This is a genomic window from Serratia sp. SCBI, from assembly GCF_000747565.1.
In the GTDB taxonomy this organism is placed as follows: domain Bacteria; phylum Pseudomonadota; class Gammaproteobacteria; order Enterobacterales; family Enterobacteriaceae; genus Serratia; species Serratia ureilytica.
Genome location: NZ_CP003424.1, coordinates 155,127 through 176,594 on the forward strand (window position 1 = coordinate 155,127; position 21,468 = coordinate 176,594).

Annotated in this window: 18 protein-coding genes; 15 read left to right on the plus strand and 3 right to left on the minus strand. The window is 59.0% G+C overall.

Features of this window, described 5'->3' with window-relative positions:
* Nucleotides 1-99: 99 nt before the first annotated feature.
* Nucleotides 100-1,605, plus strand: coding sequence for a pitrilysin family protein (locus tag SERRSCBI_RS00665; RefSeq protein WP_033645048.1), 1,506 nt, complete (start codon nucleotides 100-102; stop codon nucleotides 1,603-1,605).
* Between the two features lie 25 nt (nucleotides 1,606-1,630).
* Here SERRSCBI_RS00665 and ppiC read toward each other — a convergent pair whose 3' ends face one another.
* Nucleotides 1,631-1,912, minus strand: coding sequence for a peptidylprolyl isomerase PpiC (ppiC, locus tag SERRSCBI_RS00670; protein ID WP_004934175.1), 282 nt, complete (start codon nucleotides 1,910-1,912; stop codon nucleotides 1,631-1,633).
* A 109-nt stretch (nucleotides 1,913-2,021) separates the two neighbouring features.
* Here ppiC and rep point away from each other — a divergent pair, with 109 nt between their 5' ends.
* The gene (rep, locus tag SERRSCBI_RS00675) at nucleotides 2,022-4,046 is read left to right on the plus strand and encodes a DNA helicase Rep (protein WP_033645047.1); all 2,025 of its coding nucleotides are present in this window, start codon (nucleotides 2,022-2,024) and stop codon (nucleotides 4,044-4,046) included.
* A 32-nt stretch (nucleotides 4,047-4,078) separates the two neighbouring features.
* Here the strand turns inward: rep and ppx are convergent, their stop codons facing one another.
* Both ppx and rhlB read right to left on the minus strand, forming a co-directional pair.
* Nucleotides 4,079-5,575, minus strand: coding sequence for an exopolyphosphatase (ppx, locus tag SERRSCBI_RS00680; protein WP_042783439.1), 1,497 nt, complete (start codon nucleotides 5,573-5,575; stop codon nucleotides 4,079-4,081).
* Nucleotides 5,576-5,580: 5 nt separating this feature from the next.
* The gene (rhlB, locus tag SERRSCBI_RS00685) at nucleotides 5,581-6,867 is read right to left on the minus strand and encodes an ATP-dependent RNA helicase RhlB (protein WP_033645045.1); all 1,287 of its coding nucleotides are present in this window, start codon (nucleotides 6,865-6,867) and stop codon (nucleotides 5,581-5,583) included.
* Between the two features lie 131 nt (nucleotides 6,868-6,998).
* On the opposite strand from rhlB, the gene trxA reads away from it, so the two are divergent.
* The 13 genes from trxA to wzyE all read left to right on the plus strand — a co-directional run bounded on the left by trxA (nucleotide 6,999) and on the right by wzyE (nucleotide 21,455).
* Nucleotides 6,999-7,325, plus strand: a complete 327-nt coding sequence (gene trxA, locus SERRSCBI_RS00690) for a thioredoxin TrxA (RefSeq protein WP_004934187.1) — start codon at nucleotides 6,999-7,001, stop codon at nucleotides 7,323-7,325.
* Nucleotides 7,326-7,725: 400 nt separating this feature from the next.
* A complete protein-coding gene (rho, locus tag SERRSCBI_RS00695; protein WP_004934188.1) occupies nucleotides 7,726-8,985 on the plus strand; it encodes a transcription termination factor Rho in 1,260 nt (419 codons plus the stop codon).
* Nucleotides 8,986-9,281: 296 nt separating this feature from the next.
* On the plus strand, nucleotides 9,282-10,379 hold the full coding sequence (gene wecA / locus SERRSCBI_RS00700) for a UDP-N-acetylglucosamine--undecaprenyl-phosphate N-acetylglucosaminephosphotransferase (protein ID WP_025160399.1): 1,098 nt from the start codon (nucleotides 9,282-9,284) through the stop codon (nucleotides 10,377-10,379).
* Nucleotides 10,380-10,406: 27 nt separating this feature from the next.
* Nucleotides 10,407-11,462, plus strand: a complete 1,056-nt coding sequence (gene wzzE, locus SERRSCBI_RS00705) for an ECA polysaccharide chain length modulation protein (RefSeq protein ID WP_033652438.1) — start codon at nucleotides 10,407-10,409, stop codon at nucleotides 11,460-11,462.
* 87 nt (nucleotides 11,463-11,549) lie between these two features.
* Nucleotides 11,550-12,680 carry a non-hydrolyzing UDP-N-acetylglucosamine 2-epimerase gene (wecB, locus tag SERRSCBI_RS00710; RefSeq protein WP_033652437.1) on the plus strand — a complete coding sequence of 377 codons (1,131 nt, stop codon included), beginning with the start codon at nucleotides 11,550-11,552 and terminating at the stop codon, nucleotides 12,678-12,680.
* Entirely contained in the window at nucleotides 12,677-13,939 is a 1,263-nt protein-coding gene (gene wecC, locus SERRSCBI_RS00715; protein ID WP_033652436.1) for a UDP-N-acetyl-D-mannosamine dehydrogenase, read from the plus strand. Before wecB ends, wecC begins: the two co-directional genes overlap by 4 nt.
* Nucleotides 13,936-15,003: a dTDP-glucose 4,6-dehydratase gene (gene rffG / locus SERRSCBI_RS00720; RefSeq protein WP_042783440.1), complete on the plus strand. Its 1,068-nt coding sequence runs from the start codon at nucleotides 13,936-13,938 to the stop codon at nucleotides 15,001-15,003. The genes wecC and rffG overlap by 4 nt, the downstream gene beginning before the upstream one ends.
* 49 nt (nucleotides 15,004-15,052) lie before the next feature.
* Entirely contained in the window at nucleotides 15,053-15,934 is an 882-nt protein-coding gene (gene rfbA / locus SERRSCBI_RS00725; RefSeq protein ID WP_042783441.1) for a glucose-1-phosphate thymidylyltransferase RfbA, read from the plus strand.
* On the plus strand, nucleotides 15,912-16,640 hold the full coding sequence (gene rffC / locus SERRSCBI_RS00730) for a dTDP-4-amino-4,6-dideoxy-D-galactose acyltransferase (RefSeq protein ID WP_042783442.1): 729 nt from the start codon (nucleotides 15,912-15,914) through the stop codon (nucleotides 16,638-16,640). Before rfbA ends, rffC begins: the two co-directional genes overlap by 23 nt.
* The gene (gene rffA, locus SERRSCBI_RS00735; protein ID WP_033652432.1) at nucleotides 16,627-17,757 is read left to right on the plus strand and encodes a dTDP-4-amino-4,6-dideoxygalactose transaminase; all 1,131 of its coding nucleotides are present in this window, start codon (nucleotides 16,627-16,629) and stop codon (nucleotides 17,755-17,757) included. The genes rffC and rffA overlap by 14 nt, the downstream gene beginning before the upstream one ends.
* Before the next feature lies 1 nt (nucleotide 17,758).
* Entirely contained in the window at nucleotides 17,759-19,009 is a 1,251-nt protein-coding gene (gene wzxE / locus SERRSCBI_RS00740) for a lipid III flippase WzxE (RefSeq protein ID WP_042783443.1), read from the plus strand.
* Entirely contained in the window at nucleotides 19,006-20,091 is a 1,086-nt protein-coding gene (locus SERRSCBI_RS00745) for a TDP-N-acetylfucosamine:lipid II N-acetylfucosaminyltransferase (RefSeq protein ID WP_033645035.1), read from the plus strand. The genes wzxE and SERRSCBI_RS00745 overlap by 4 nt, the downstream gene beginning before the upstream one ends.
* Nucleotides 20,088-21,455: an ECA oligosaccharide polymerase gene (gene wzyE, locus SERRSCBI_RS00750; RefSeq protein WP_033631481.1), complete on the plus strand. Its 1,368-nt coding sequence runs from the start codon at nucleotides 20,088-20,090 to the stop codon at nucleotides 21,453-21,455. The genes SERRSCBI_RS00745 and wzyE overlap by 4 nt, the downstream gene beginning before the upstream one ends.
* Nucleotides 21,456-21,468: the final 13 nt, after the last annotated feature.

A 21,468-nucleotide genomic window follows, 5' to 3' on the forward strand; every position in this document is an offset into this window, starting at 1 on the left:
CCGCCCCACCGTGAAACTCAGGGCGTATTTTTATGATTCCATTGAATGGAATACACGCATTTGCATAAGAAATTGGATAGTCATTAAGTAGGGGTTCACATGCAGGGCACCAGAATTCATCTTATAGTTGGTGGGCTGCTACTGGCGGCAGCCAGTGGCAGCGTGCAGGCTGAAGCACTACAACCCGATCCTGCCTGGCAGCAGGGGGCGCTGGCCAACGGGTTTTCATGGCAGATTCTCGATACGCCGCAGCGGCCGAGCGACCGCGTGGAACTGCGGCTGATCGTCAATACCGGCTCTTTGGTGGAGTCTTCGCAGCAGACCGGTTTTGCCCACCTGCTGCCGCGGCTGGCGTTGACGCGCAGCGAAAGCTTCACGGCGCCGCAGCTGCGGGCGCTGTGGCAGCAGAGTGTAGATAACGAGCGGCCGCTGCCGCCGGCTATCATCTCGTACGATTTCACCATGTATAACCTCAGCTTGCCGAACAACCGACCCGATCTGTTGAAAGAAGCGCTGGCCTGGCTGGCGGACACGACCGGCAAACTGGCGATCGACGAGCACACGGTGCACGCGGTGATGAATTCCAGCATCAATCCGGTCGGCACTTTCCCCCCAAATACCAAAGACGCCTGGTGGCGTTACCGCCTGAAAGGCTCGACGCTGCTGGCGCACGATCCGGCGCAGCCGGCGAAACGGCCGGTCAACCTTGAGCAGTTGAAGAAATTCTATCAGCAGTGGTACACACCGGACGCCATGACGCTGTTTGTGGTCGGCAAGGTTGACAGCCGTAGCCTGGGCGAGCAGATCAACAAGGCCTTCTCGCCGCTGCAGGGCAAACGTGAAACCCCGGCTCCGATGCCGACCCTGACGCCGCTGCCGCAGCAGCCGGTGAGCCTGATCAGCGAGCAGGTGAAGCAGGATACGCTGTCGATCATGTGGGATTCGCCGTGGCACCCGATTCGCGATTCGCAAAGCCTGCTGCGCTACTGGCGTGGCGATCTCGCCCGCGAGGCGTTGTTCTGGCACCTCCAGCAGACGCTGGAAAAAAGCGACCAGAAAAACCTGCATTTGGGCTTTGACTGCCGCGTGCAGTACCAGCGCGGGCAGTGCGCCATCCACCTGGATACGCCGAACAACAATCTGAACGGCAGCCTGGGCTTCATTGCCCGCGAACTGGCCAACGTGCGTGACAACGGCCTGTCGAAAGAGGAATTCGATGCGCTGCTGGCGCAGAAAAACGATCAGCTGAGCAAGCTGTTCGCGACCTACGCCCGTACCGACACCGACGTGCTGATGAGCCAGCGTCTGCGGTCGCAGCAGAGCGGGGTGGTGGATATCGCGCCGGAGCTGTACCAGAAGCTGCGCCAGGAGTTCCTGTCCAGCCTGACGCTGGAGACGCTGAATCAGGCGCTGAAGCTGCAGTTGTCTCAGGACGCGACGCTGGTGCTGATGCAGCCGAAGGGCGAGCCGGAAATGAGCATGAAGCAGCTGCAGGATACCTATAACGGCATCATGATGCCGCCGCCGGCGGTGGTGACGGAAGAAGCCAAACCGGCGGACACCGCAGTCGCTTCGCCGGCGACGGACGCCGCTGGCGCGCAGTAATTCGTGGCAGGGGGCTCAGGCCCCCTCAGTTGCGGTACAGCACCTTGATGATATGGTAACCGAACTGGGTTTTGACCGGGCCGTAAGGTTTGAGCAGCGGGATGCTGAACACCGCTTTATCGAACGCAGGCACCATTGCGCCTTTGTTGAATTCGCCCAGCGAGCCGCCGTTGCGTTTTGACGGGCAGCTCGAGTATTTGCGCGCCAGCGTGTCGAAGCTGACGCCACGCTTAAGCTTGGCCAGCAGCTCGTTGGCCAGCTTTTCATTGTCTACCAGAATGTGCAGGGCGCACGCCGTTTTTGCCATGGTATTGCCTTTGTCGATGCGAAAATTGCGCTGATTATACCCGCTAAATCTCATCGGCGCTTTCTGCTACAATTCCCTTCCACGTTTTACAGTCGAGCAAGTCAGCGCCATGCGATTAAACCCCAGCCAACAACAAGCCGTCGAATTCGTTACCGGGCCCTGCCTGGTGTTGGCCGGTGCCGGCTCCGGCAAGACGCGCGTTATCACTAATAAGATAGCCCACCTGATCCACCACTGCGGCTATCAGGCGCGGCACATCGCCGCCGTGACTTTTACCAACAAAGCCGCGCGCGAGATGAAAGAGCGCGTGTCGCAAACCCTGGGACGCAAAGAGGCGCGCGGGCTGATGATTTCCACCTTCCACACTCTGGGGCTGGAAATCATCAAGCGGGAATATGTGGCGCTGGGCATGAAGTCCAACTTCTCGCTGTTCGACGACCAGGATCAGCTGGCGCTGTTGAAAGAGCTGACCGAAAAGTGGCTGGAAAGCGATAAGACGCTGGTGGCGCAGCTGATTTCGACCATCTCCAACTGGAAAAACGACCTGATCGATCCCCAGCGGGCGGCGGAGCTGGCGCGCTCGGAGCGCGACAAGCTGTTCGCCCACTGCTACGGCCTTTACCACGCCCATATGCGGGCGTGTAACGTACTGGACTTCGACGATTTGATCCTGTTGCCGACGCTGCTGCTGCAACGCAACGAAGAGGTGCGCGAACGCTGGCAGCAGCGCATCCGCTATCTGCTGGTGGATGAGTATCAGGATACTAACACCAGCCAATACGAGCTGGTGAAGCTGTTGGTGGGCCATCGCGCGCGCTTTACCGTGGTGGGCGACGACGATCAGTCGATTTACTCCTGGCGCGGCGCGCGGCCGCAGAACCTGGTGCTGCTGAAGGAAGATTTCCCGGCGCTGCAGGTGATCAAGCTGGAGCAAAACTACCGTTCCAGCGAGCGCATTTTGAAGGCGGCCAATATCCTGATCGCCAATAACCCGCACGTGTTTGAAAAAAGGCTGTTTTCCGAGCTGGGGTATGGCGAAGAGCTGAAGGTGGTGACCGCCAACAACGAGGATCACGAAGCCGAGCGCGTGGTGGGGGAACTGATCGCCCACCACTTCGTGAAAAAAACCAACTACGGCGACTATGCGATTCTCTACCGTGGCAACCACCAGTCGCGGGTGTTTGAAAAGATGCTGATGCAGAACCGCATCCCGTACAAGATTTCCGGCGGCACGTCGTTCTTCTCTCGCCCCGAGATCAAGGATCTGCTGGCCTACCTGCGCGTGCTGACCAACCCGGACGACGACAGCGCCTTCCTGCGCATCGTCAATACCCCCAAGCGCGAGATCGGCCCGGCGACGCTGCAGAAGCTCGGCGAATGGGCCAACCAGCGCAACAAGAGTTTATTCCACGCCAGTTTCGATCTGGGGCTGAGCCAGCACTTGACCGGGCGCGGGCTGGAATCGCTCCAACGCTTCACCCACTGGCTGGGCGGCATCGCCCAACAGGCGGAGCGTGAGCCGGTGGCGGCGGTGCGCGATCTGATCCGCGGCGTGGATTATGAAAGCTGGCTGTTTGAAACCTCGACCAGCCCGAAGGCCGCCGAAATGCGGATGAAAAACGTCAATACGCTGTTCGGTTGGATGACGGAGATGCTGGAAGGCAACGATTTGGACGAGCCGATGACGCTGACCCAGGTCGTGACGCGCTTCACCCTGCGCGACATGATGGAGCGCGGTGAAAGCGAAGAGGAGCTGGATCAGGTGCAGCTGATGACGCTGCACGCTTCCAAAGGGTTGGAGTTCCCCTACGTGTTCCTGGTGGGTATGGAAGAGGGGCTGCTGCCGCACCAGAGCAGCATCGACGAAGACAATGTCGATGAAGAGCGGCGTCTGGCCTATGTAGGGATCACCCGCGCGCAAAAAGAGCTGATCTTCACCCTGTGCCGCGAACGCCGTCAGTACGGTGAGTTGGTGCGGCCGGAGCCGAGCCGATTCCTGCTGGAGCTGCCGCAGGACGATTTGGCGTGGGAAACCGAGCGCAAAGTGGTGAGCCCCCAGGAGCGGATGCAGAAGGGGCAGAGCCATCTGGCCAATATCCGCGCCCAGCTGGCCAAGGCCAAAGGCGGGAATTAAAAAGAAAGGGCGCTCATCGCGCCCTTGCTATTTCAACGTTGTTCTTCCAACCGCAGCGTCCAGTGGACGTAACTCTGCCAGTGGCTTTCCTGCTCCAGCGCCTCGGCGCGCAGCGGATGCTGCTCCAGCCAACCCGGCGGCAAGATCACCGTCAGTTCATCGTCCTGATTGGCGCGTAAACGCACCGCCGGCAGCGTGTCGTCGCGGCGGCGGCTGGCGAAGATGATCGCCAGGCGCAAAATGCGGCACAGACGCTGCGCGGTGCGCGGCGGCAGGGCGTTTTGCTGGTTCAACAGCGACAGGTCGAGGGTGTTGCTCTGGTTTTGCAGCAGGGTGGCCAGCAGTTTTTTCTGCGCGGGGGTAAAGCCGGGTAAGTCCAGGTGGCGGATCAGGTAGGCGGCGTGTTGCGGCGCCTGCTTGAAATCGACGCTGAGGCCGAGTTCGTGGATCAGGCTGGCGCTGTGCAACAGCTCGCGACATCGCGCATCCAACTGCCACTCGTTGGCGACCTGCTGCGAGAAGTTGGCGGCGAGCTGGCTGACGCGCTCGGCCTGCTCGGTGTCGATCAGGTAGCGACGCTGCAGGTTGCGGATGGTGCGGATGCGAATATCCTGCTCCACCGGCAGATGCAGCATGCCGTAAACCAGGCCTTCACGCAGCGCCCCGCCGGCCAGCATCATGCTTTCGATGCCCAGCTCCTGGAAGATGGCCAGCAGAATGGACAGGCCGCTCGGGAAGACCAGCGCGCGTTCCAGCGTCAACCCTTCGATCTCCAGCTCTTCCAGCTTGCCGCACTGAATGGCCCGCTGTTTCAACTGGCGCAGCTTGGGCAGGGTGATGCGTTCATCCATGCCTTGCGCCACCATGATTTCCTGCAGCGCTTGTACGGTGCCGGAAGCGCCGACGCAGATTTGCCAACCGTGCTGGCGCAGCTGCGGCGCGATCGGCCGCACCATGTCGCGCGCGGCCTGTTCGGCGCGCTCGAAGTTTTCTTGCCCGAGGTTGCGATCGCTGAAATAGCGCTCCAGCCAGGTGACGCAGCCCATCGACAGGCTGTACAGCTGCGATGCCTGTGCGCCGGTGCCGGTGACCAGTTCGGTGCTGCCGCCGCCGATATCGACGACCAGCCGCCGATCCGGCCCGCCGGTGGTGTGCGCGACGCCATGATAAATCAGCCGCGCTTCTTCTTCGCCGCTGATGACCTGCACCGGGCAGCCGAGGATTTGCTCGGCTGCCTGCAGGAACTCATCGGCGTTGGACGCCAGGCGCAAGGTGGCGGTGGCGACGACGCGGATCTGCTCGCGCGGGATATCCTGCAGGCGTTCGGAGAACAGCCGCAGGCACTGCCAGCCGCGTTGCATGGCCTCATGCGACAGGTGATTGTGCTGATCCAGCCCGGCAGCCAGGCGCACCTTGCGCTTTATCCGCGCCAGAGTCTGAATGCTGCCGGCCACCTCGCGCACCACCAACATATGGAAGCTGTTGGAGCCGAGATCGATGGCAGCATAAAGCGTGCTGGAGCTGAGCATGGCGATCAGCTCGAGCGTTTACGGTTGCTGCGCGGCGCGCCGCCGCGACGTGGCGCGGAGTTGCGACGTGGGCCGTTGCCGCCGCGCGGACGCGACAGGCGCTTCGGCGCCGGCAGATCGGTCAGCAGCGCATCGCTGTTGTACTTGCTCACCGGAATGCTGTGATCGATATAGGTCTCGATCGCCGGCAGGTTGAGCGCGTACTCTTCACAAGCCAGGCTGATGGAGTGGCCGCTGGCGCCTGCTCGGCCGGTACGGCCGATGCGGTGCACGTAGTCTTCGCAGTCGTCAGGCAGATCGTAGTTGAAGACGTGCGTGACGGCGGGAATGTGCAGACCGCGCGCGGCGACGTCGGTGGCGACCAGGATATCCAGATTGCCCTTGGTGAAGTCGTCGAGGATGCGCAGGCGTTTTTTCTGCGCCACGTCGCCGGTCAGCAGGCCGACGCGGTGACCGTCGGCGGCCAGGTGGCCCCAGATGTCTTCGCAGCGGTGCTTGGTGTTGGCGAAGATGATGGCGCGATCCGGCCACTCTTCTTCGATCAGCGTCTGCAGCAGACGCATTTTTTCTTCGTTGGACGGGTAGAACAGCTCTTCTTTAATGCGGTGGCCGGTTTTCTGTTCCGGTTCCACTTCAACATATTCGGCGTTGTTCATCTGCTCGAAGGCCAGTTCGCGTACGCGATAGGACAGCGTGGCGGAGAACAGCATGTTCAGGCGTTGATCGGCCGCAGGCATGCGGCGGAACAGCCAGCGGATGTCTTTGATAAAGCCGAGATCGTACATGCGATCGGCCTCATCCAGCACGACGACCTGCATCGCGCCGAGATCGACATAGTTCTGCTTGGTGTAATCGATTAAACGGCCGGTGGTGCCAATCAGAATGTCCACGCCGCTTTCCAGCACTTTCAGCTGTTTGTCGTAGCCGTCGCCGCCGTAGGCCAGGCCCAGCTTCAGGCCGGTGCTCTGGGAGAGGGCTTCCGCATCGGAGTGGATTTGCACCGCCAGTTCACGCGTAGGCGCCATGATCAAGGCGCGCGGCTGATTGGTCTGGCGATCCTGTTTCGCCGGGTGGGTCAGCAAATAGTGAAAAGTAGACGCCAAAAACGCCAGCGTCTTTCCGGTACCGGTTTGCGCCTGACCTGCAACGTCACGCCCGGAGAGCGTGAGCGGCAATGCTAACGCCTGGATGGGCGTGCAATTGTGAAACCCTTTTTTCTCAAGGGCTTCAAGGACTAACGGGTGCAGGGCGAAGTCGGAAAACTTCTGTTCAGTCAAGTGTGTTTTGCTCATAGTGTGGTAGAATATCAGCTAACTATTGCTTTACGAAAGCACATCCGTTGAAATAAACGCGGTGCAATAAAATCACCTTGAGTTGGTTAATGCTACACCAACAAGGTAGACATAATCCTGTGGAGTAGAACATGAGCGATAAAATTATTCACCTGACTGACAGCAGCTTCGAAGCTGACGTGCTGAAAGCGGAAGGGCCGATCCTGGTCGATTTCTGGGCTGAATGGTGTGGGCCGTGCAAGATGATTGCTCCGATTCTGGATGAGATTGCCGAAGAGTTCGAAGGCAAACTGACCATCACCAAGCTGAATATCGATCAGAACCCGGCTACCGCGCCTAAGTACGGTATCCGTGGCATCCCTACGCTGTTGCTGTTCAAGAACGGTGAAGTGGCCGCGACCAAGGTTGGCGCGTTGTCCAAAGGTCAGCTCAAAGATTTCCTGAACGCGAATCTGTAATCGGGCGGGAAGCCCAGTATCAGGCGCCTGGCGGTGATGTTCAATTCACCGCTAGACGCCTGCCAAGAAGCGTGTTAAGTTTAACCACACTGCATATAGAACTTGCCCGAAGTTTTAAATCTAAAGAGTTTGAATCTAAAGCTATACTCTGTGTCGAACCACTGGCGTTGAAAGTAAACTGAACTCAACCCGTGTTTTGGCAATCAAACGGTTTTGCAAAAATCATTTTTAAGGTACCTTCGATCTTCAACCGTCAATGCGTGCGCCCGATGTAAGCCATTTCTTACCGCGACGGCTCTGCGCCCGGTGATCGAACGTCCAGTAAACAGGCACGCATCTCGCTGCCATACCATTCACGATACAAGTTCGAGACATACCCCGAGTTTAAGAACCCACCACTATGAATCTTACCGAATTAAAGAATACGCCGGTTTCTGAGCTGATTACTCTCGGCGAAAATATGGGGCTGGAAAACCTTGCCCGCATGCGCAAGCAGGACATCATCTTCTCCATTCTGAAGCAACATGCGAAAAGCGGAGAAGATATCTTCGGCGACGGCGTGCTCGAGATATTGCAGGATGGATTCGGTTTCCTCCGCTCTGGAGACAGTTCCTACCTCGCCGGTCCCGACGACATCTACGTATCCCCTAGCCAAATCCGCCGCTTCAACCTCCGCACAGGTGACACCATTTCCGGTAAGATTCGTCCGCCAAAAGAAGGCGAGCGCTATTTTGCCCTGCTGAAAGTCAACGAAGTCAACTACGACAAGCCGGAAAACGCCCGCAGCAAGATCCTGTTCGAGAACTTGACGCCGCTGCACGCCAATTCCCGTCTGCGGATGGAGCGCGGCAACGGCTCGACCGAAGACTTGACGGCGCGCGTACTGGATCTGGCGGCGCCAATTGGCCGCGGCCAGCGTGGCCTGATCGTGGCACCGCCGAAAGCCGGTAAAACCATGCTGCTGCAGAACATCGCGCAGAGCATCGCCTACAATCACCCAGACTGCGTGCTGATGGTGCTGCTGATCGACGAACGTCCGGAAGAAGTGACCGAGATGCAGCGCCTGGTGAAAGGCGAAGTGATCGCATCGACCTTCGACGAGCCGGCTTCGCGTCACGTGCAAGTGGCTGAAATGGTGATCGAGAAGGCCAAGCGCCTGGTTGAGCACAAGAAAGACGTGATCATTCTGCTCGACTCCATCACTCGTCTGGCGCGCGCCTACAACACTGTGGTGCCGGCCTCGGGCAAGGTGTTGACCGGTGGTGTGGACGCCAACGCCCTGCATCGTCCGAAGCGCTTCTTCGGTGCGGCGCGTAACGTGGAAGAGGGCGGCAGCCTGACCATCATCGCGACCGCGCTGGTTGATACCGGTTCGAAGATGGACGAAGTGATCTACGAAGAATTTAAAGGTACCGGCAACATGGAATTGCATCTGGCGCGTAAAATCGCCGAGAAACGCGTATTCCCGGCTATCGATTACAACCGCTCCGGTACCCGTAAAGAAGAGCTGCTCACCACCTCTGAAGAGCTGCAAAAAATGTGGATCCTGCGCAAAATCATTCATCCGATGGGTGAAATCGACGCGATGGAGTTCCTCATTAATAAGTTGGCGATGACTAAAACCAACGATGAATTCTTCGATATGATGAAACGCTCATAATTCGTTAAAAAATTCGCTGAACGCCACGCCTAGTCGTGGCGTTTTTCGCTTTTGGCGGATACGATAAGTAGCAGTAATGGAAAAGTAAGTTGTTTCCTCGACTTATTGAGAATTCATCTTGTTTGTCGGTCGGTTTCGCGCCGGTCGGCTTTGCTGCTGTCATTTTGTCAGTCGATGCGAAGAAAATAGGCATGAATCACCGTTGTCATAGGAAATGACCGAAAGGTAGCGGGGGCCGATGGCACAAGCCTTAGCCCGTGGTAAGCTGCCTTATCTTCTACAGAGATCTGTTAACTGTGAACTTACTCACTATGAGTACTGAAATTCTATTTGTTTTCCTGTTTTCTTTGGCTTTTCTCTTTGTTGCCCGCAAGGCGGCAAAACGTATTGGTCTGGTAGATAAACCCAATTATCGCAAACGCCATCAGGGGCTGATTCCTCTGGTCGGCGGTATTTCCGTTTATGCCGGGTTGTGCTTCGCGTTTTGGATCTCTGAACAACCCATCGCACACGCCAAGCTTTATCTCACCTGCGCCGGTATTCTGGTGTTTGTGGGGGCGCTCGACGATCGTTTCGATATCAGCGTTAAAATTCGCGCCCTGGTGCAGGCGCTGGTCGGCATCGCCATGATGGTGTTCGCCGGTCTGTATCTGCGCAGCTTCGGCCATGTGCTGGGTGACTGGGAGATGCTGCTGGGGCCGTTCGGCTATCTGGTGACGCTGTTCGCGGTATGGGCGGCGATCAACGCTTTCAATATGGTCGACGGCATCGATGGTCTGCTGGGCGGTTTGTCGTGCGTCTCCTTCGGGGCGCTGGGCCTGCTGCTGTACCTGAGCGGCCATCATGAGCTGGCGTTCTGGTGCTTTGCGATGATCGCCACTATCGTTCCCTATATTTTGCTCAATCTCGGTATCCTCGGCCGCCGTTATAAGGTGTTTATGGGGGATGCCGGCAGCACCCTGATCGGCTTTACCGCCATTTGGCTGCTGCTGCAAAGTTCACAGGGAAAGGCGCACTCGATCAACCCGGTGACCGCGCTGTGGATCATCGCTATTCCGCTGATGGACATGATAGCAATCATGTATCGTCGTTTACGCAAGGGGATGAGCCCCTTCTCTCCCGATCGTCAACATATTCACCACCTGATCATGCGCGCCGGCTTTACGCCGCGGCAGGCTTTCGTGCTGATCACCCTGGCGGCTGCGTTGCTGGCTGCGGTGGGCGTGATCGGCGAACGCCTGACTTTTATCCCTGAGTGGGTTATGTTGGCATTATTCTTGCTTGCCTTCTTCCTGTACGGTTACTGCATCAAGCGCGCCTGGCGGGTTGCGCGGTACATTAAGCGTATCAAGCGCCGGCTGCGGCGTTCGGGCGATAACAAGCAAGTACCTTAACCAGAGACCAGAGGCTTTTTGGCTGTGATGAATCCAGAAACAACGTCTGACAAGCATACCCCGGCGGTGGATAACGAACTCGATATCCGCGGCCTGTGCTGCACCCTGTGGCGCGGCAAACCGTGGATTATCGGCATTGCGGTGCTGTTCGCGGCGGTCGCGCTGATCGTTTCTTACCTGGTTAAGCAAGAGTGGAGCGCCACCGCGATCACCGACAGGCCGACGGTGAATGCGCTGGGCGGTTATTACTCCCAGCAGCAGTTCCTGCGCAATCTGGATGTGCGCACGCTGCCGGCGGCGGCGGCCGGCGATCAGCCGAGCATCGCGGATGAAGCGTACAATGAGTTCATCATGCAGCTGGCGGCTTACGACACGCGTCGCGATTTCTGGCTGCAGAGCGATTACTACAAACAGCGTCAGGAAGGGGATGCCCGTGCCGATGCGGCATTGCTCGACGAGCTGATCAATAACATCCTGTTCACGCCGCGCGACGACAAAAAAGTCCCGAACGACGGCGTGAAGCTGACGGCGGAAACCGCCGCGGACGCCAACCGCCTGCTGCGCCAATACGTGGCCTTCGCCAGCCACCGCGCAGCCCTGCACCTGAACGAAGAGATCCAGGGCGCGTGGGCCGCTCGCACCACCTCGATGAAGGCACAGGTCAAGCGTCAGGAAGCGGTCGCGGAGTCGGTTTACAAGCGCGAGCTGAACACCACGCAACAGGCGTTGAAAATTGCCGAGAGCCAGGGGATCAGCCGTACGCAAACCGACACTCCGGCCGAACAGTTGCCGGATTCGGATCTGTTCTTGCTGGGCCGGCCAATGCTGCAGGCGCGTCTGGAAGGCCTGCAGGCCTCCGGCCCGACCTACGATCTGGATTACGATCAGAACCGCGCAATGCTGGCGACGCTGAACGTTGGCCCGACGTTGGATGAGAAGTTCCAGACCTATCGCTATTTGCGCACGCCGGAAGAGCCGGTAAAACGCGACAGCCCACGCCGGGTCTTCTGGCTGATTTTGTGGGGCGCGATGGGCGCGTTGGTTGGCGCCGGTGTGGCCTTGGCGCGTCGGCCGCGTAGTTAAAAAAATAATATAATAATCTGATGCAGGGCGCGTGAGCGCCCCATTCGCAGGCGGGGCCTGCGATTAACCGACCAAAAGAGATTCGCTGTGAAAGTGTTGACTGTTTTCGGCACCAGACCTGAAGCCATTAAAATGGCGCCGCTGGTACATGCACTGGCCCAGGATGAGGCCTTTGAAGCAAGAGTCTGCGTAACGGCACAGCATCGTGAGATGTTGGATCAGGTATTGCGGTTGTTCGAGATCACGCCGGATTACGACCTGAACATCATGAAACCCGGCCAGGGGCTAACGGAAATCACCTGTCGTATCCTGGAAGGGCTGAAAGGGGTGCTGGAAGACTTCAAACCGGACGTGGTGCTGGTGCACGGCGATACCACCACCACGCTGGCGACCAGTCTGGCGGCGTTCTATCAACGCATCCCCGTTGGGCATGTCGAAGCCGGGCTGCGTACCGGCAATCTGTATTCTCCCTGGCCGGAAGAGGCCAACCGCAAACTGACCGGCCATCTGGCGATGTACCACTTCGCGCCGACCGAGAACTCACGCCAAAATCTGCTGCGCGAGCTGCTGCCGGACAACCACATTTTCGTGACCGGCAATACGGTGATCGACGCGTTGTTCTGGGTGCGCGATCGCGTGATGAGCGATGCTGCGCTGCGCGCCAGCCTGGCGCAGCGTTACCCGTTCCTCGATGCCGACAAAAAACTGATTCTGGTCACCGGCCATCGCCGGGAAAGCTTTGGCGGCGGTTTTGAGCGGATTTGCAGCGCGCTGGCAGAGATCGCCCGCAGCCACCCGGAAGTGCAGGTGGTGTACCCGGTGCATCTTAATCCGAATGTCAGCGAGCCGGTGAATCGCATTTTGAAAGGCATCGACAACGTCATGCTGATCGAGCCGCAGGATTATTTGCCGTTTGTCTATCTGATGACCCACGCTTACATGATCCTCACCGACTCCGGCGGCATTCAGGAAGAGGCGCCCTCGTTAGGCAAGCCGGTGCTGGTGATGCGCGACACCACCGAGCGCCCGGAGGCGGTAGATGCGGGCACGGTGCGCTTGGTCGGCACCGATGTGGCCAAAATTGTTGAAGCGGTGACCCGGCTGTTGACGGACGAAAGCGAATATCACGCGATGAGCCGGGCGCACAACCCATACGGCGACGGGCATGCCTGTCAGCGTATCCTCGAAGCTTTAAAGAATCATCAGGTGACACTATGAGTTTTGACACTATTTCGGTTATCGGCCTGGGTTATATCGGCTTGCCAACGGCGGCGGCGTTTGCTTCCCGCAAGAAAAAAGTGGTGGGCGTAGATGTTAACCAACATGCGGTAGATACCATTAATCGCGGTGCTATCCACATCGTCGAACCGGATCTGGATAAAGTGGTCAAGGATGCCGTCGACGGCGGTTTCCTGCAGGCGGTGACCAAACCGCTGGCGGCCGATGCGTTCCTGATCGCGGTGCCTACACCGTTCAAGGGCGACCATGAGCCGGATCTGGCCTATGTCGAGGCGGCGGCGAAGTCGCTGGCGCCGGTGCTGAAAAAAGGCGATCTGGTGATCCTTGAGTCCACCTCGCCGGTGGGCGCCACTGAACAGATGGCGGAATGGTTGGCGCAGGCGCGCAGCGATCTCAGCTTCCCGCAACAAGCGGGCGAAGCGGCGGACGTGAATATCGCCTATTGCCCTGAGCGCGTGTTGCCGGGGCAGGTGATGGTGGAGCTGATTCAAAACGATCGCGTGATCGGCGGCATGACGCCGAAGTGCTCCGCGCGCGCCAGCGAGCTGTACAAGATTTTCCTCGAGGGGGAATGCGTGGTCACCAACTCACGCACTGCCGAGATGTGCAAGCTGACGGAAAACAGCTTCCGCGATGTGAACATCGCCTTTGCTAACGAACTGTCGCTGATTTGCGCCGAACAGGGGATCAACGTCTGGGAACTGATTCGCCTGGCGAACCGTCACCCGCGGGTGAACATTCTACAGCCTGGCCCAGGCGTCGGCGGCCACTGCATCGCCGTCGATCCGTGGTTTATCGTGGCGCAGAACCCGCAGCAGGCGCGCTTGATCCATACCGCACGTCTGGTGAACGACGGCAAACCGTTGTGGGTGGTCGACCGGGTGAAAGCGGCGGTGGCCGATTGCCTGGCCGCCACCGACAAGCGGGCGTCAGAGGTGAAAATCGCCTGCTTCGGTCTGGCCTTCAAGCCGAATATCGACGATCTGCGCGAAAGCCCGGCGGTGGAAGTGGCCCACCTGATCGCCGAATGGCACGTCGGTGAAACGCTGGCGGTGGAACCGAACGTCGAACAGTTGCCGACTTCGCTGGCGGGCCATGTAACGTTGACGCCAATCGCGGAGGCGTTGCAACAGGCCGATGTGATCGTGATGTTGGTCGATCATCAGCAGTTCAAGGCCATCCGGCCGGAAGAGATTAAGCAAAGCTGGGTGGTGGATACCAAGGGAGTTTGGCGTTGAAGCGTATCTTAGTCACCGGCGGCGCCGGATTTATCGGCTCTGCGGTCGTGCGGCATATCATCGAGGCCACCGGCGACAGCGTGGTGGTAGTGGATAAGCTGACCTATGCCGGTAACCTGGAGTCGCTGGCGGTAGTGGCCGACAGCGATCGTTATGCCTTCGAGCAGGTCGACATCTGCGATCGCGCCGGGTTGGATCGGGTGTTTGCCCGTTATCAACCGGACGTGGTGATGCACCTGGCGGCGGAAAGTCACGTCGATCGCTCTATCGACGGCCCGGCGGCGTTTATTGAGACCAATGTGGTCGGCACTTACACCCTGCTGGAAGCGGCGCGCCATTACTGGCAGCCGTTGGCGGCGGAGAAGAAGCAGGCTTTCCGCTTCCATCATATCTCCACCGACGAAGTGTACGGCGATCTGCACGGCACTGACGATCTGTTCACCGAAACCACGCCCTATGCGCCGAGCAGCCCGTATTCCGCCTCCAAGGCGTCGAGCGATCATCTGGTGCGCGCCTGGCTGCGCACCTATGGTTTGCCGACCCTAGTGACCAACTGTTCGAACAACTACGGCCCTTATCACTTCCCGGAGAAGCTGATCCCGCTGGTTATCCTGAATGCCGTCGCCGGTAAACCGCTGCCGGTATACGGCAACGGCGCGCAGGTGCGCGACTGGCTGTATGTCGAGGATCACGCACGCGCGCTCTATCAGGTGGTGACCGAAGGTGTGGTGGGCGAAACTTACAATATCGGCGGCCATAACGAGCGCAAGAATATCGAAGTGGTGCAGACCATCTGTGACCTGCTGGAAGAACTGGCGCCAAACAAACCACAGGGCGTGGCGCACTACCGCGATCTGATCACTTACGTTAAGGATCGCCCGGGCCACGACATGCGTTACGCCATCGACGCCGGCAAGATCGACCGTGAGTTGGGATGGCAACCGCAGGAAACGTTCGAAAGCGGCATTCGCAAAACCGTGGTTTGGTACCTGAATAACGAAGTCTGGTGGCGCCGGGTGCAAGACGGTTCTTATGCCGGCGAGCGTTTGGGGCTGTCCGATTGAATGTCACGCCGTGCGGCCTGTGCGCGGTGCGGCGGATTTGGGAGCAAGTATGAAAGGTATTGTGCTGGCAGGGGGTTCCGGGACGCGTCTGCATCCAATTACCCGCGGCGTATCGAAGCAGCTGTTGCCGATTTACGATAAACCGATGATCTATTACCCGCTGTCGGTGCTGATGCTGGCGGGGATCAAAGACATTCTGATTATCTCCACGCCGGAAGATCTGCCTTCTTTCAAGCGTTTGTTGGGCAGCGGCGAAGCGTTTGGCATCAATCTCAGCTATGCCGAGCAGCCTAGCCCCGATGGCCTGGCTCAGGCATTTCTGATTGGCGAAGAATTCTTGGCCGGCGAGCCGAGCTGCCTGGTGTTGGGCGATAATATTTACTTTGGCCAGGGATTCAGTCCCAAGCTGAGAAGCGTTGCGGCGCGCACCGCCGGCGCCACGGTGTTTGGCTATCAGGTGATGGATCCCGAGCGTTTTGGCGTAGTGGAATTCGATGACCGCTATCGGGCATTATCGATCGAAGAAAAGCCGGTTAAACCGAAGTCTAACTGGGCGGTGACCGGGTTGTATTTCTATGATGCTCAGGTTGTGGAGTTCGCCAAGCAGATCAAACCGTCACCTCGGGGTGAGCTGGAGATCACCAGCATCAACCAGATGTATCTGGAGCGCGGAGAACTGACCGTCGAGCTGCTGGGGCGCGGTTTTGCCTGGCTGGATACCGGCACTCACGACAGCCTGCTGGAAGCCAGCAGTTTCGTGCAGACGGTCGAGAAACGTCAGGGCTTTAAAATCGCCTGTCTTGAAGAGATCGCCTGGCGCAATGGCTGGCTGGATGATGAGGGCGTGAAACGCGCGGCTCAGACGCTGGCCAAGACAGGTTACGGCAAATACTTACTGGATTTATTGCATGCGCGTCCACGCCAGTATTGAACCGCTGAATTGGGAGAGCGACTTCTTCCAATTGAAAAGCGCCAAGTTACATTTCGACGACTCTGCGGCCCCCGTCAGCCACGCTGATTTGGATGCTTATGCGTTGGTGCAGGCTAAAATCCCCGCTTACCGATTGGAGTGGGCCGATGCGCTGTCGGCGCTGGGCTTCCGGCTGGTCGAAGGCGAAGTGGACCTGGCAGTGAACATTGCAACTGGACGGGAGACGGTCGATACCGCTGCGGCCGGGGTGCGGATGGCCGTACCCGAGGACATCCCGTCGTTGCGGGCTGCCGCCGGTGACGTGTTCGCCGCCAGCCGATTTCGCGCACCGTGGTACGATCGCGCCGATAGCGGGCGATTCTATGCGGCCTGGATCGAAAAAGCGGTGCTGGGCACCTTTGATCATCAATGCTTGCTGGTATTGGACAACCAGGGGCAACCCGAAGGATTTGTCAGCCTGCGTGACATTGGCGACCAGGAAATGCGTATCGGCTTGCTGGCGGCCTATCCCGGCGCATCAGGCCGGGGCATTGGCTCCAGACTGATGGCGGCGGCGCTGGCCGAATGCCGGCGGCAGGGGATGCAGCGCCTGCGGGTCGCGACCCAGGTAGGCAATATCGCCGCATTAAGACTCTATCAACGACAGGGTGCCGTGATTGAAAGCACCGCGTATTGGTTATACAGAGGTAGACATGATTCCATTTAACGCTCCACCGGTTGTTGGCACTGAACTGGAATATATGCAGGCTGCGATGAGCAGCGGCAAGTTGTGCGGCGACGGCGGTTTTACCCGTCGCTGCCAACAGTGGATGGAACAGCATTTCGGCAGCGCGAAAGTGCTGTTGACGCCTTCCTGCACCGCGTCGTTGGAAATGGCCGCCATCCTGCTGGATATTCAGCCGGGCGACGAAGTGATCATGCCGAGCTTTACCTTCGTTTCAACCGCCAACGCCTTTGTGCTGCGCGGCGCCAAAGTGGTATTCGTCGATCTGCGTCCGGACACCATGAACATCGACGAAACCAAAATCGAAGCGGCGATTACCGATAAAACCCGCGCGATCGTGCCGGTACACTACGCCGGCGTCGCCTGCGAGATGGATACCATCATGGCGCTGGCGAAGAAATATAACCTGTTCGTGGTGGAAGACGCCGCGCAGGGCGTGATGTCGACCTACAAAGGCAAGGCATTGGGCACCATCGGCCATATCGGCTGCTTCAGCTTCCATGAAACCAAAAACTATACCGCCGGCGGCGAAGGCGGCGCGACGCTGGTGAACGATCCGGCCCTGATCGATCGGGCGGAAGTCATCCGCGAGAAAGGCACCAACCGCAGCCAGTTCTTCCGTGGCCAGGTCGACAAATATACCTGGCGCGACATCGGCTCCAGCTACTTGATGTCTGACCTGCAGGCCGCCTACCTGTGGGGGCAACTGGAAGTGGCGGAGCGCATCAATCAGCGCCGCCTGTCGCTGTGGCAGAAGTACTACGACAGTTTCCTGCCGTTAGCGCAGGCCGGCCGTATCGAGCTGCCGACTGTGCCGGCGGACTGCGAGCACAATGCGCACATGTTCTATATCAAGCTGCGCGATATCGAAGAGCGCACCGCATTTATCGACTATTTGAAAGAAGCCGAGATCATGACGGTGTTTCACTATATCCCGCTGCATGCGTGCCCGGCCGGCGAACAGTTTGGCCGCTTTGCCGGTGAAGATCGCTATACCAGCCAGGAAAGTGCGCGTCTGGTGCGTTTGCCGCTGTTCTACAATCTGTCCGATGCCAATCAACGTACGGTTATCAATAGCATACTGAGCTTCTTCGCCTGATATGTCGTTGGCAAAAGCGTCGATATGGACCGCCGGCTCCACGCTGATCAAAATTGGCGTGGGGCTATTGGTGGTGAAACTGCTGGCGGTGGCGTTTGGCCCCAGCGGCGTGGGGCAGGCGGGTAACTTTCGCCAGTTGATCACCGTGCTGGGCGTGCTGTCCGGCGCGGGCATTTTTAACGGCATCACCAAGTACGTGGCGGAGTACCACCAGGACTCGCAGCGTTTGCGTCTGGCGGTCGGCACCGCGTCGAGCATCGTGCTGGGCTTTTCGACCTTGCTGGCGCTGGTGTTTTTGTTCGCCGCCGAGCCGATCAGCATCGGGCTGTTCGGGCATGCCGATTACGTCGGCGTGGTGCGCGCCGTCGCCTTCATTCAGATGGGCATCGCCTACGCCAACCTGTTCATGGCGGTGCTGAAAGGCTATCGCGACGCGATGGGCAACGCGCTGGCGGTGATCGGCGGCAGCCTGATCGGCGTGGTGGCTTATTATCTGTGCTTCAAGCTGGGCGGCTATGAAGGCGCGCTGGCAGGGCTGGCGTTGGTGCCGGCGTTGGTGGTGGTGCCGGCCGGGCTGATGCTGTGGCGGCGCAAAACGTTGCCGCTGCGCTACCTGGCTCCGCGCTGGGACAAAGGGGTGGCCGGCAATCTCGGCAAATTCACCCTCATGGCGTTGATCACCTCGGTGACGCTGCCGGTGGCTTACGTGATGATGCGTAACCTGTTGGCCGCGCATTACGGTTGGGATGAAGTGGGGATCTGGCAAGGCGTCAGCAGCATTTCCGATGCCTATCTGCAGTTTATCACCGCCTCGTTTACCGTCTATCTGCTGCCGACGCTGTCGCGGTTGACGGACAAGGGCGCCATCTCGCGGGAGATCGTGCGCTCGCTGAAATTCGTGCTGCCGGCGGTAGCGGCGGCGAGCTTTACGGTGTGGTTGCTGCGTGATTTCGCCATCTGGCTGCTGTTCTCGGACAAGTTCGTCGCCATGCGCGATCTGTTTGCCTGGCAGCTGGTGGGCGACGTGCTGAAAGTCGGGGCCTATGTGTTCGGCTATCTGGTGATCGCCAAAGCGTCGCTGCGCTTTTATATCCTGACGGAAGTCAGCCAGTTTCTGCTGCTGACGCTGTTCTCGCACTGGCTTATCCCGCTGCGCGGCGCGCTGGGGGCGGCTCAGGCCTATATGGCAACCTACATCGTGTATTTCGCGCTCTGTAGCTGCGTGTTTCTTATTTATCGTAGACGAGTATGACCACACTGATTCACGTTCTGGGATCCGATATCCCGCATCATAACCAGACAGTGCTGCGCTTCTTCAACGACGTGCTGGCGCCGCGTTTGCCGGCTGAGCAGACGCGGCATTTTATGGTGGCGGCCAAGGATGTGGCGGCACTGGGGGATTTCCCCGCCCTGAACATTGAGCCTTACGCCGACAAGAAGAGCCTGGCGGCGGCGGTGATCGCCCGCGCCCAGGCCGATCGCGATGCGCGCTTCTTCCTGCACGGTCAGTTTAACCCGGGGCTGTGGCTGGCGCTGCTGAGCGGCAAGATCAAGGCGCATCAGGTCAGTTGGCATATTTGGGGCGCCGATCTGTATGAAGACGCCACCAGCTGGAAGTTTCGGCTGTTTTACCTGCTGCGCCGCATTGCTCAGGGGCGAGTGGGGAACGTGTTCGCCACCCGCGGCGACGTGATCCACTATCAGCAGCGCCATGCGCGGGTGCCGGCCTCGCTGTTGTACTTCCCGACGCGGATGGATCCGGCGCTGACCGACGTTCACGTCGAGAAAAATCTGGCCGGGCCGATGACGATTCTGGTGGGCAACTCCGGCGATCGCAGCAACCGGCATATCGAAGCGCTGCAGGCGATACATCAGCAGTTCGGCGCTGACGTGCGCGTGATCCTGCCGATGGGCTATCCGGCCAATAACGACGCCTACATCGAGCAGGTGCGCGCCGCCGGGTTGCCGCTGTTTGGCGAGAAAAACCTGCAGCTGCTCACGCAGCAGGTGGCGTTTGAGGACTACCTCAACATCCTGCGCGCCTGCGATCTGGGTTATTTCATTTTCAATCGCCAGCAGGGGATAGGCACCCTGTGTCTGCTGATTCAGTTTGGCGTGCCTTTCGTGCTCAGCCGGCAGAACCCGTTCTGGCAGGATTTGGCGGAACAGCACCTGCCGGTGCTGTTCTACGGCGACTCGCTCGACGAGGCGGTGGTGCGCGAAGCGCAGCGTCAGCTGGCGGCGGTGGACAAGCAGACTATCGCCTTCTTTAATCCGAACTATGTCGATGGCTGGCAGCAAGCCCTGGCGCTGGCGGCGGGAGAGCACTCATGACGTTGGCGCAATTCGGCGGCCTGTTCGTCGTCTACCTGGTCAGCCTGACGTTTATTCTGACGCTGACCTACCAGGAGTTTCGGCGCGTGCGCTTTAACTTCAACGTCTTCTTCTCGCTGCTGTATTTGCTGACGTTTTATTTCGGCTTCCCGCTGACCTGTCTGCTGGTGTTTCAGTTTGACGTCGAGGTGGTGCCGGTGGAGTTTCTGCTGTACGCCTTGCTGTCGGCGACGGCGTTTTACGCCATCTATTACGTCACCTACAAGACCCGGCTGCGCAAGCGCCGCTCTCAGCCGCGTGCGGCGCTGTTCACCATGAACCGGGTGGAAACCCATATGACCTGGGTGCTGCTGGCGCTGGTGGCGATCGGGACCGTGGGTATCTTCTTCATGCAGAACGGCTTCCTGCTGTTCAAGCTCAATTCCTACAGCCAGATCTTCTCCAGCGACGTGTCCGGCGTGGCGCTCAAACGGTTCTTCTACTTCTTCATTCCGGCGATGCTGGTGGTCTATTTCCTGCGGCAGGATCTGCGCGCCTGGTTCTTGTTCCTGGTGGCGACGGTGGCGTTCGGCATTTTGACCTACGTGATCGTCGGCGGCACCCGCGCGAATATCATCATCGCCTTCGCGCTGTTCCTGTTTATCGGCATCGTGCGCGGCTGGATCACGCTGTGGATGTTGGCGGCGGCCGGCATATTCGGCGTGGTCGGCATGTTCTGGCTGGCGTTGAAGCGCTACAGCCTGGACGTCAGCGGCGCGGAAGCGTTTTATACCTTCCTCTATCTGACCCGAGACACCTTCTCGCCGTGGGAAAATCTGGCGCTGCTGCTGCAAAATTACGACAAGATCGATTTCCAGGGCCTGGCGCCGATCCTGCGTGATTTCTACGTCTTTATCCCAACGTGGCTATGGCCGGGCCGGCCGGACGTGGTGCTGAACTCGGCCAACTATTTCACCTGGGAAGTGCTGAACAACCACTCCGGGCTGGCGATATCCCCGACGCTGATCGGTTCGCTGGTGGTGATGGGCGGCGCGCTGTTCATCCCGCTCGGCGCGATTCTGGTGGGCATGATCATCAAGTGGTTCGACTGGCTGTATGAGTTGGGCAAAACCGAACCGAACCGCTATAAGGCGGCTATCCTGCAAGGATTCTGCTTCGGCGCGGTGTTCAACATGATCGTGTTGGCGCGCGAAGGGGTGGACTCATTCGTTTCGCGCGTGGTGTTCTTCTGCATTATTTTCGGCGCCTGTCTGGTGCTGGCGAAGTTGCTGTATTGGCTGTTCGATACCGCCGGGCTCATCAAGGCCAGAGTGACGCGCGCCCGCGCGCTGGCCTCTCCCCCACGGGCGGACGGTCTTTTGTAAGGGTAATGACGAC

Coding starts and splice junctions, on each gene's coding strand:
- SERRSCBI_RS00665 (WP_033645048.1), top strand. CDS start 100: ATGCAGGGCACCAGAATTCATCTTATAGTTGGTGGGCTGCTACTGGCG.
- ppiC (WP_004934175.1), bottom strand. CDS start 1,912: ATGGCAAAAACGGCGTGCGCCCTGCACATTCTGGTAGACAATGAAAAG.
- rhlB (WP_033645045.1), bottom strand. CDS start 6,867: ATGAGCAAAACACACTTGACTGAACAGAAGTTTTCCGACTTCGCCCTG.
- wzzE (WP_033652438.1), top strand. CDS start 10,407: ATGAATCCAGAAACAACGTCTGACAAGCATACCCCGGCGGTGGATAAC.
- rffA (WP_033652432.1), top strand. CDS start 16,627: ATGATTCCATTTAACGCTCCACCGGTTGTTGGCACTGAACTGGAATAT.
- rho (WP_004934188.1), top strand. CDS start 7,726: ATGAATCTTACCGAATTAAAGAATACGCCGGTTTCTGAGCTGATTACT.
- SERRSCBI_RS00745 (WP_033645035.1), top strand. CDS start 19,006: ATGACCACACTGATTCACGTTCTGGGATCCGATATCCCGCATCATAAC.
- rffC (WP_042783442.1), top strand. CDS start 15,912: ATGCGCGTCCACGCCAGTATTGAACCGCTGAATTGGGAGAGCGACTTC.
- rep (WP_033645047.1), top strand. CDS start 2,022: ATGCGATTAAACCCCAGCCAACAACAAGCCGTCGAATTCGTTACCGGG.
- trxA (WP_004934187.1), top strand. CDS start 6,999: ATGAGCGATAAAATTATTCACCTGACTGACAGCAGCTTCGAAGCTGAC.
- ppx (WP_042783439.1), bottom strand. CDS start 5,575: ATGCTCAGCTCCAGCACGCTTTATGCTGCCATCGATCTCGGCTCCAAC.
- wzyE (WP_033631481.1), top strand. CDS start 20,088: ATGACGTTGGCGCAATTCGGCGGCCTGTTCGTCGTCTACCTGGTCAGC.
- wecC (WP_033652436.1), top strand. CDS start 12,677: ATGAGTTTTGACACTATTTCGGTTATCGGCCTGGGTTATATCGGCTTG.
- wzxE (WP_042783443.1), top strand. CDS start 17,759: ATGTCGTTGGCAAAAGCGTCGATATGGACCGCCGGCTCCACGCTGATC.
- rfbA (WP_042783441.1), top strand. CDS start 15,053: ATGAAAGGTATTGTGCTGGCAGGGGGTTCCGGGACGCGTCTGCATCCA.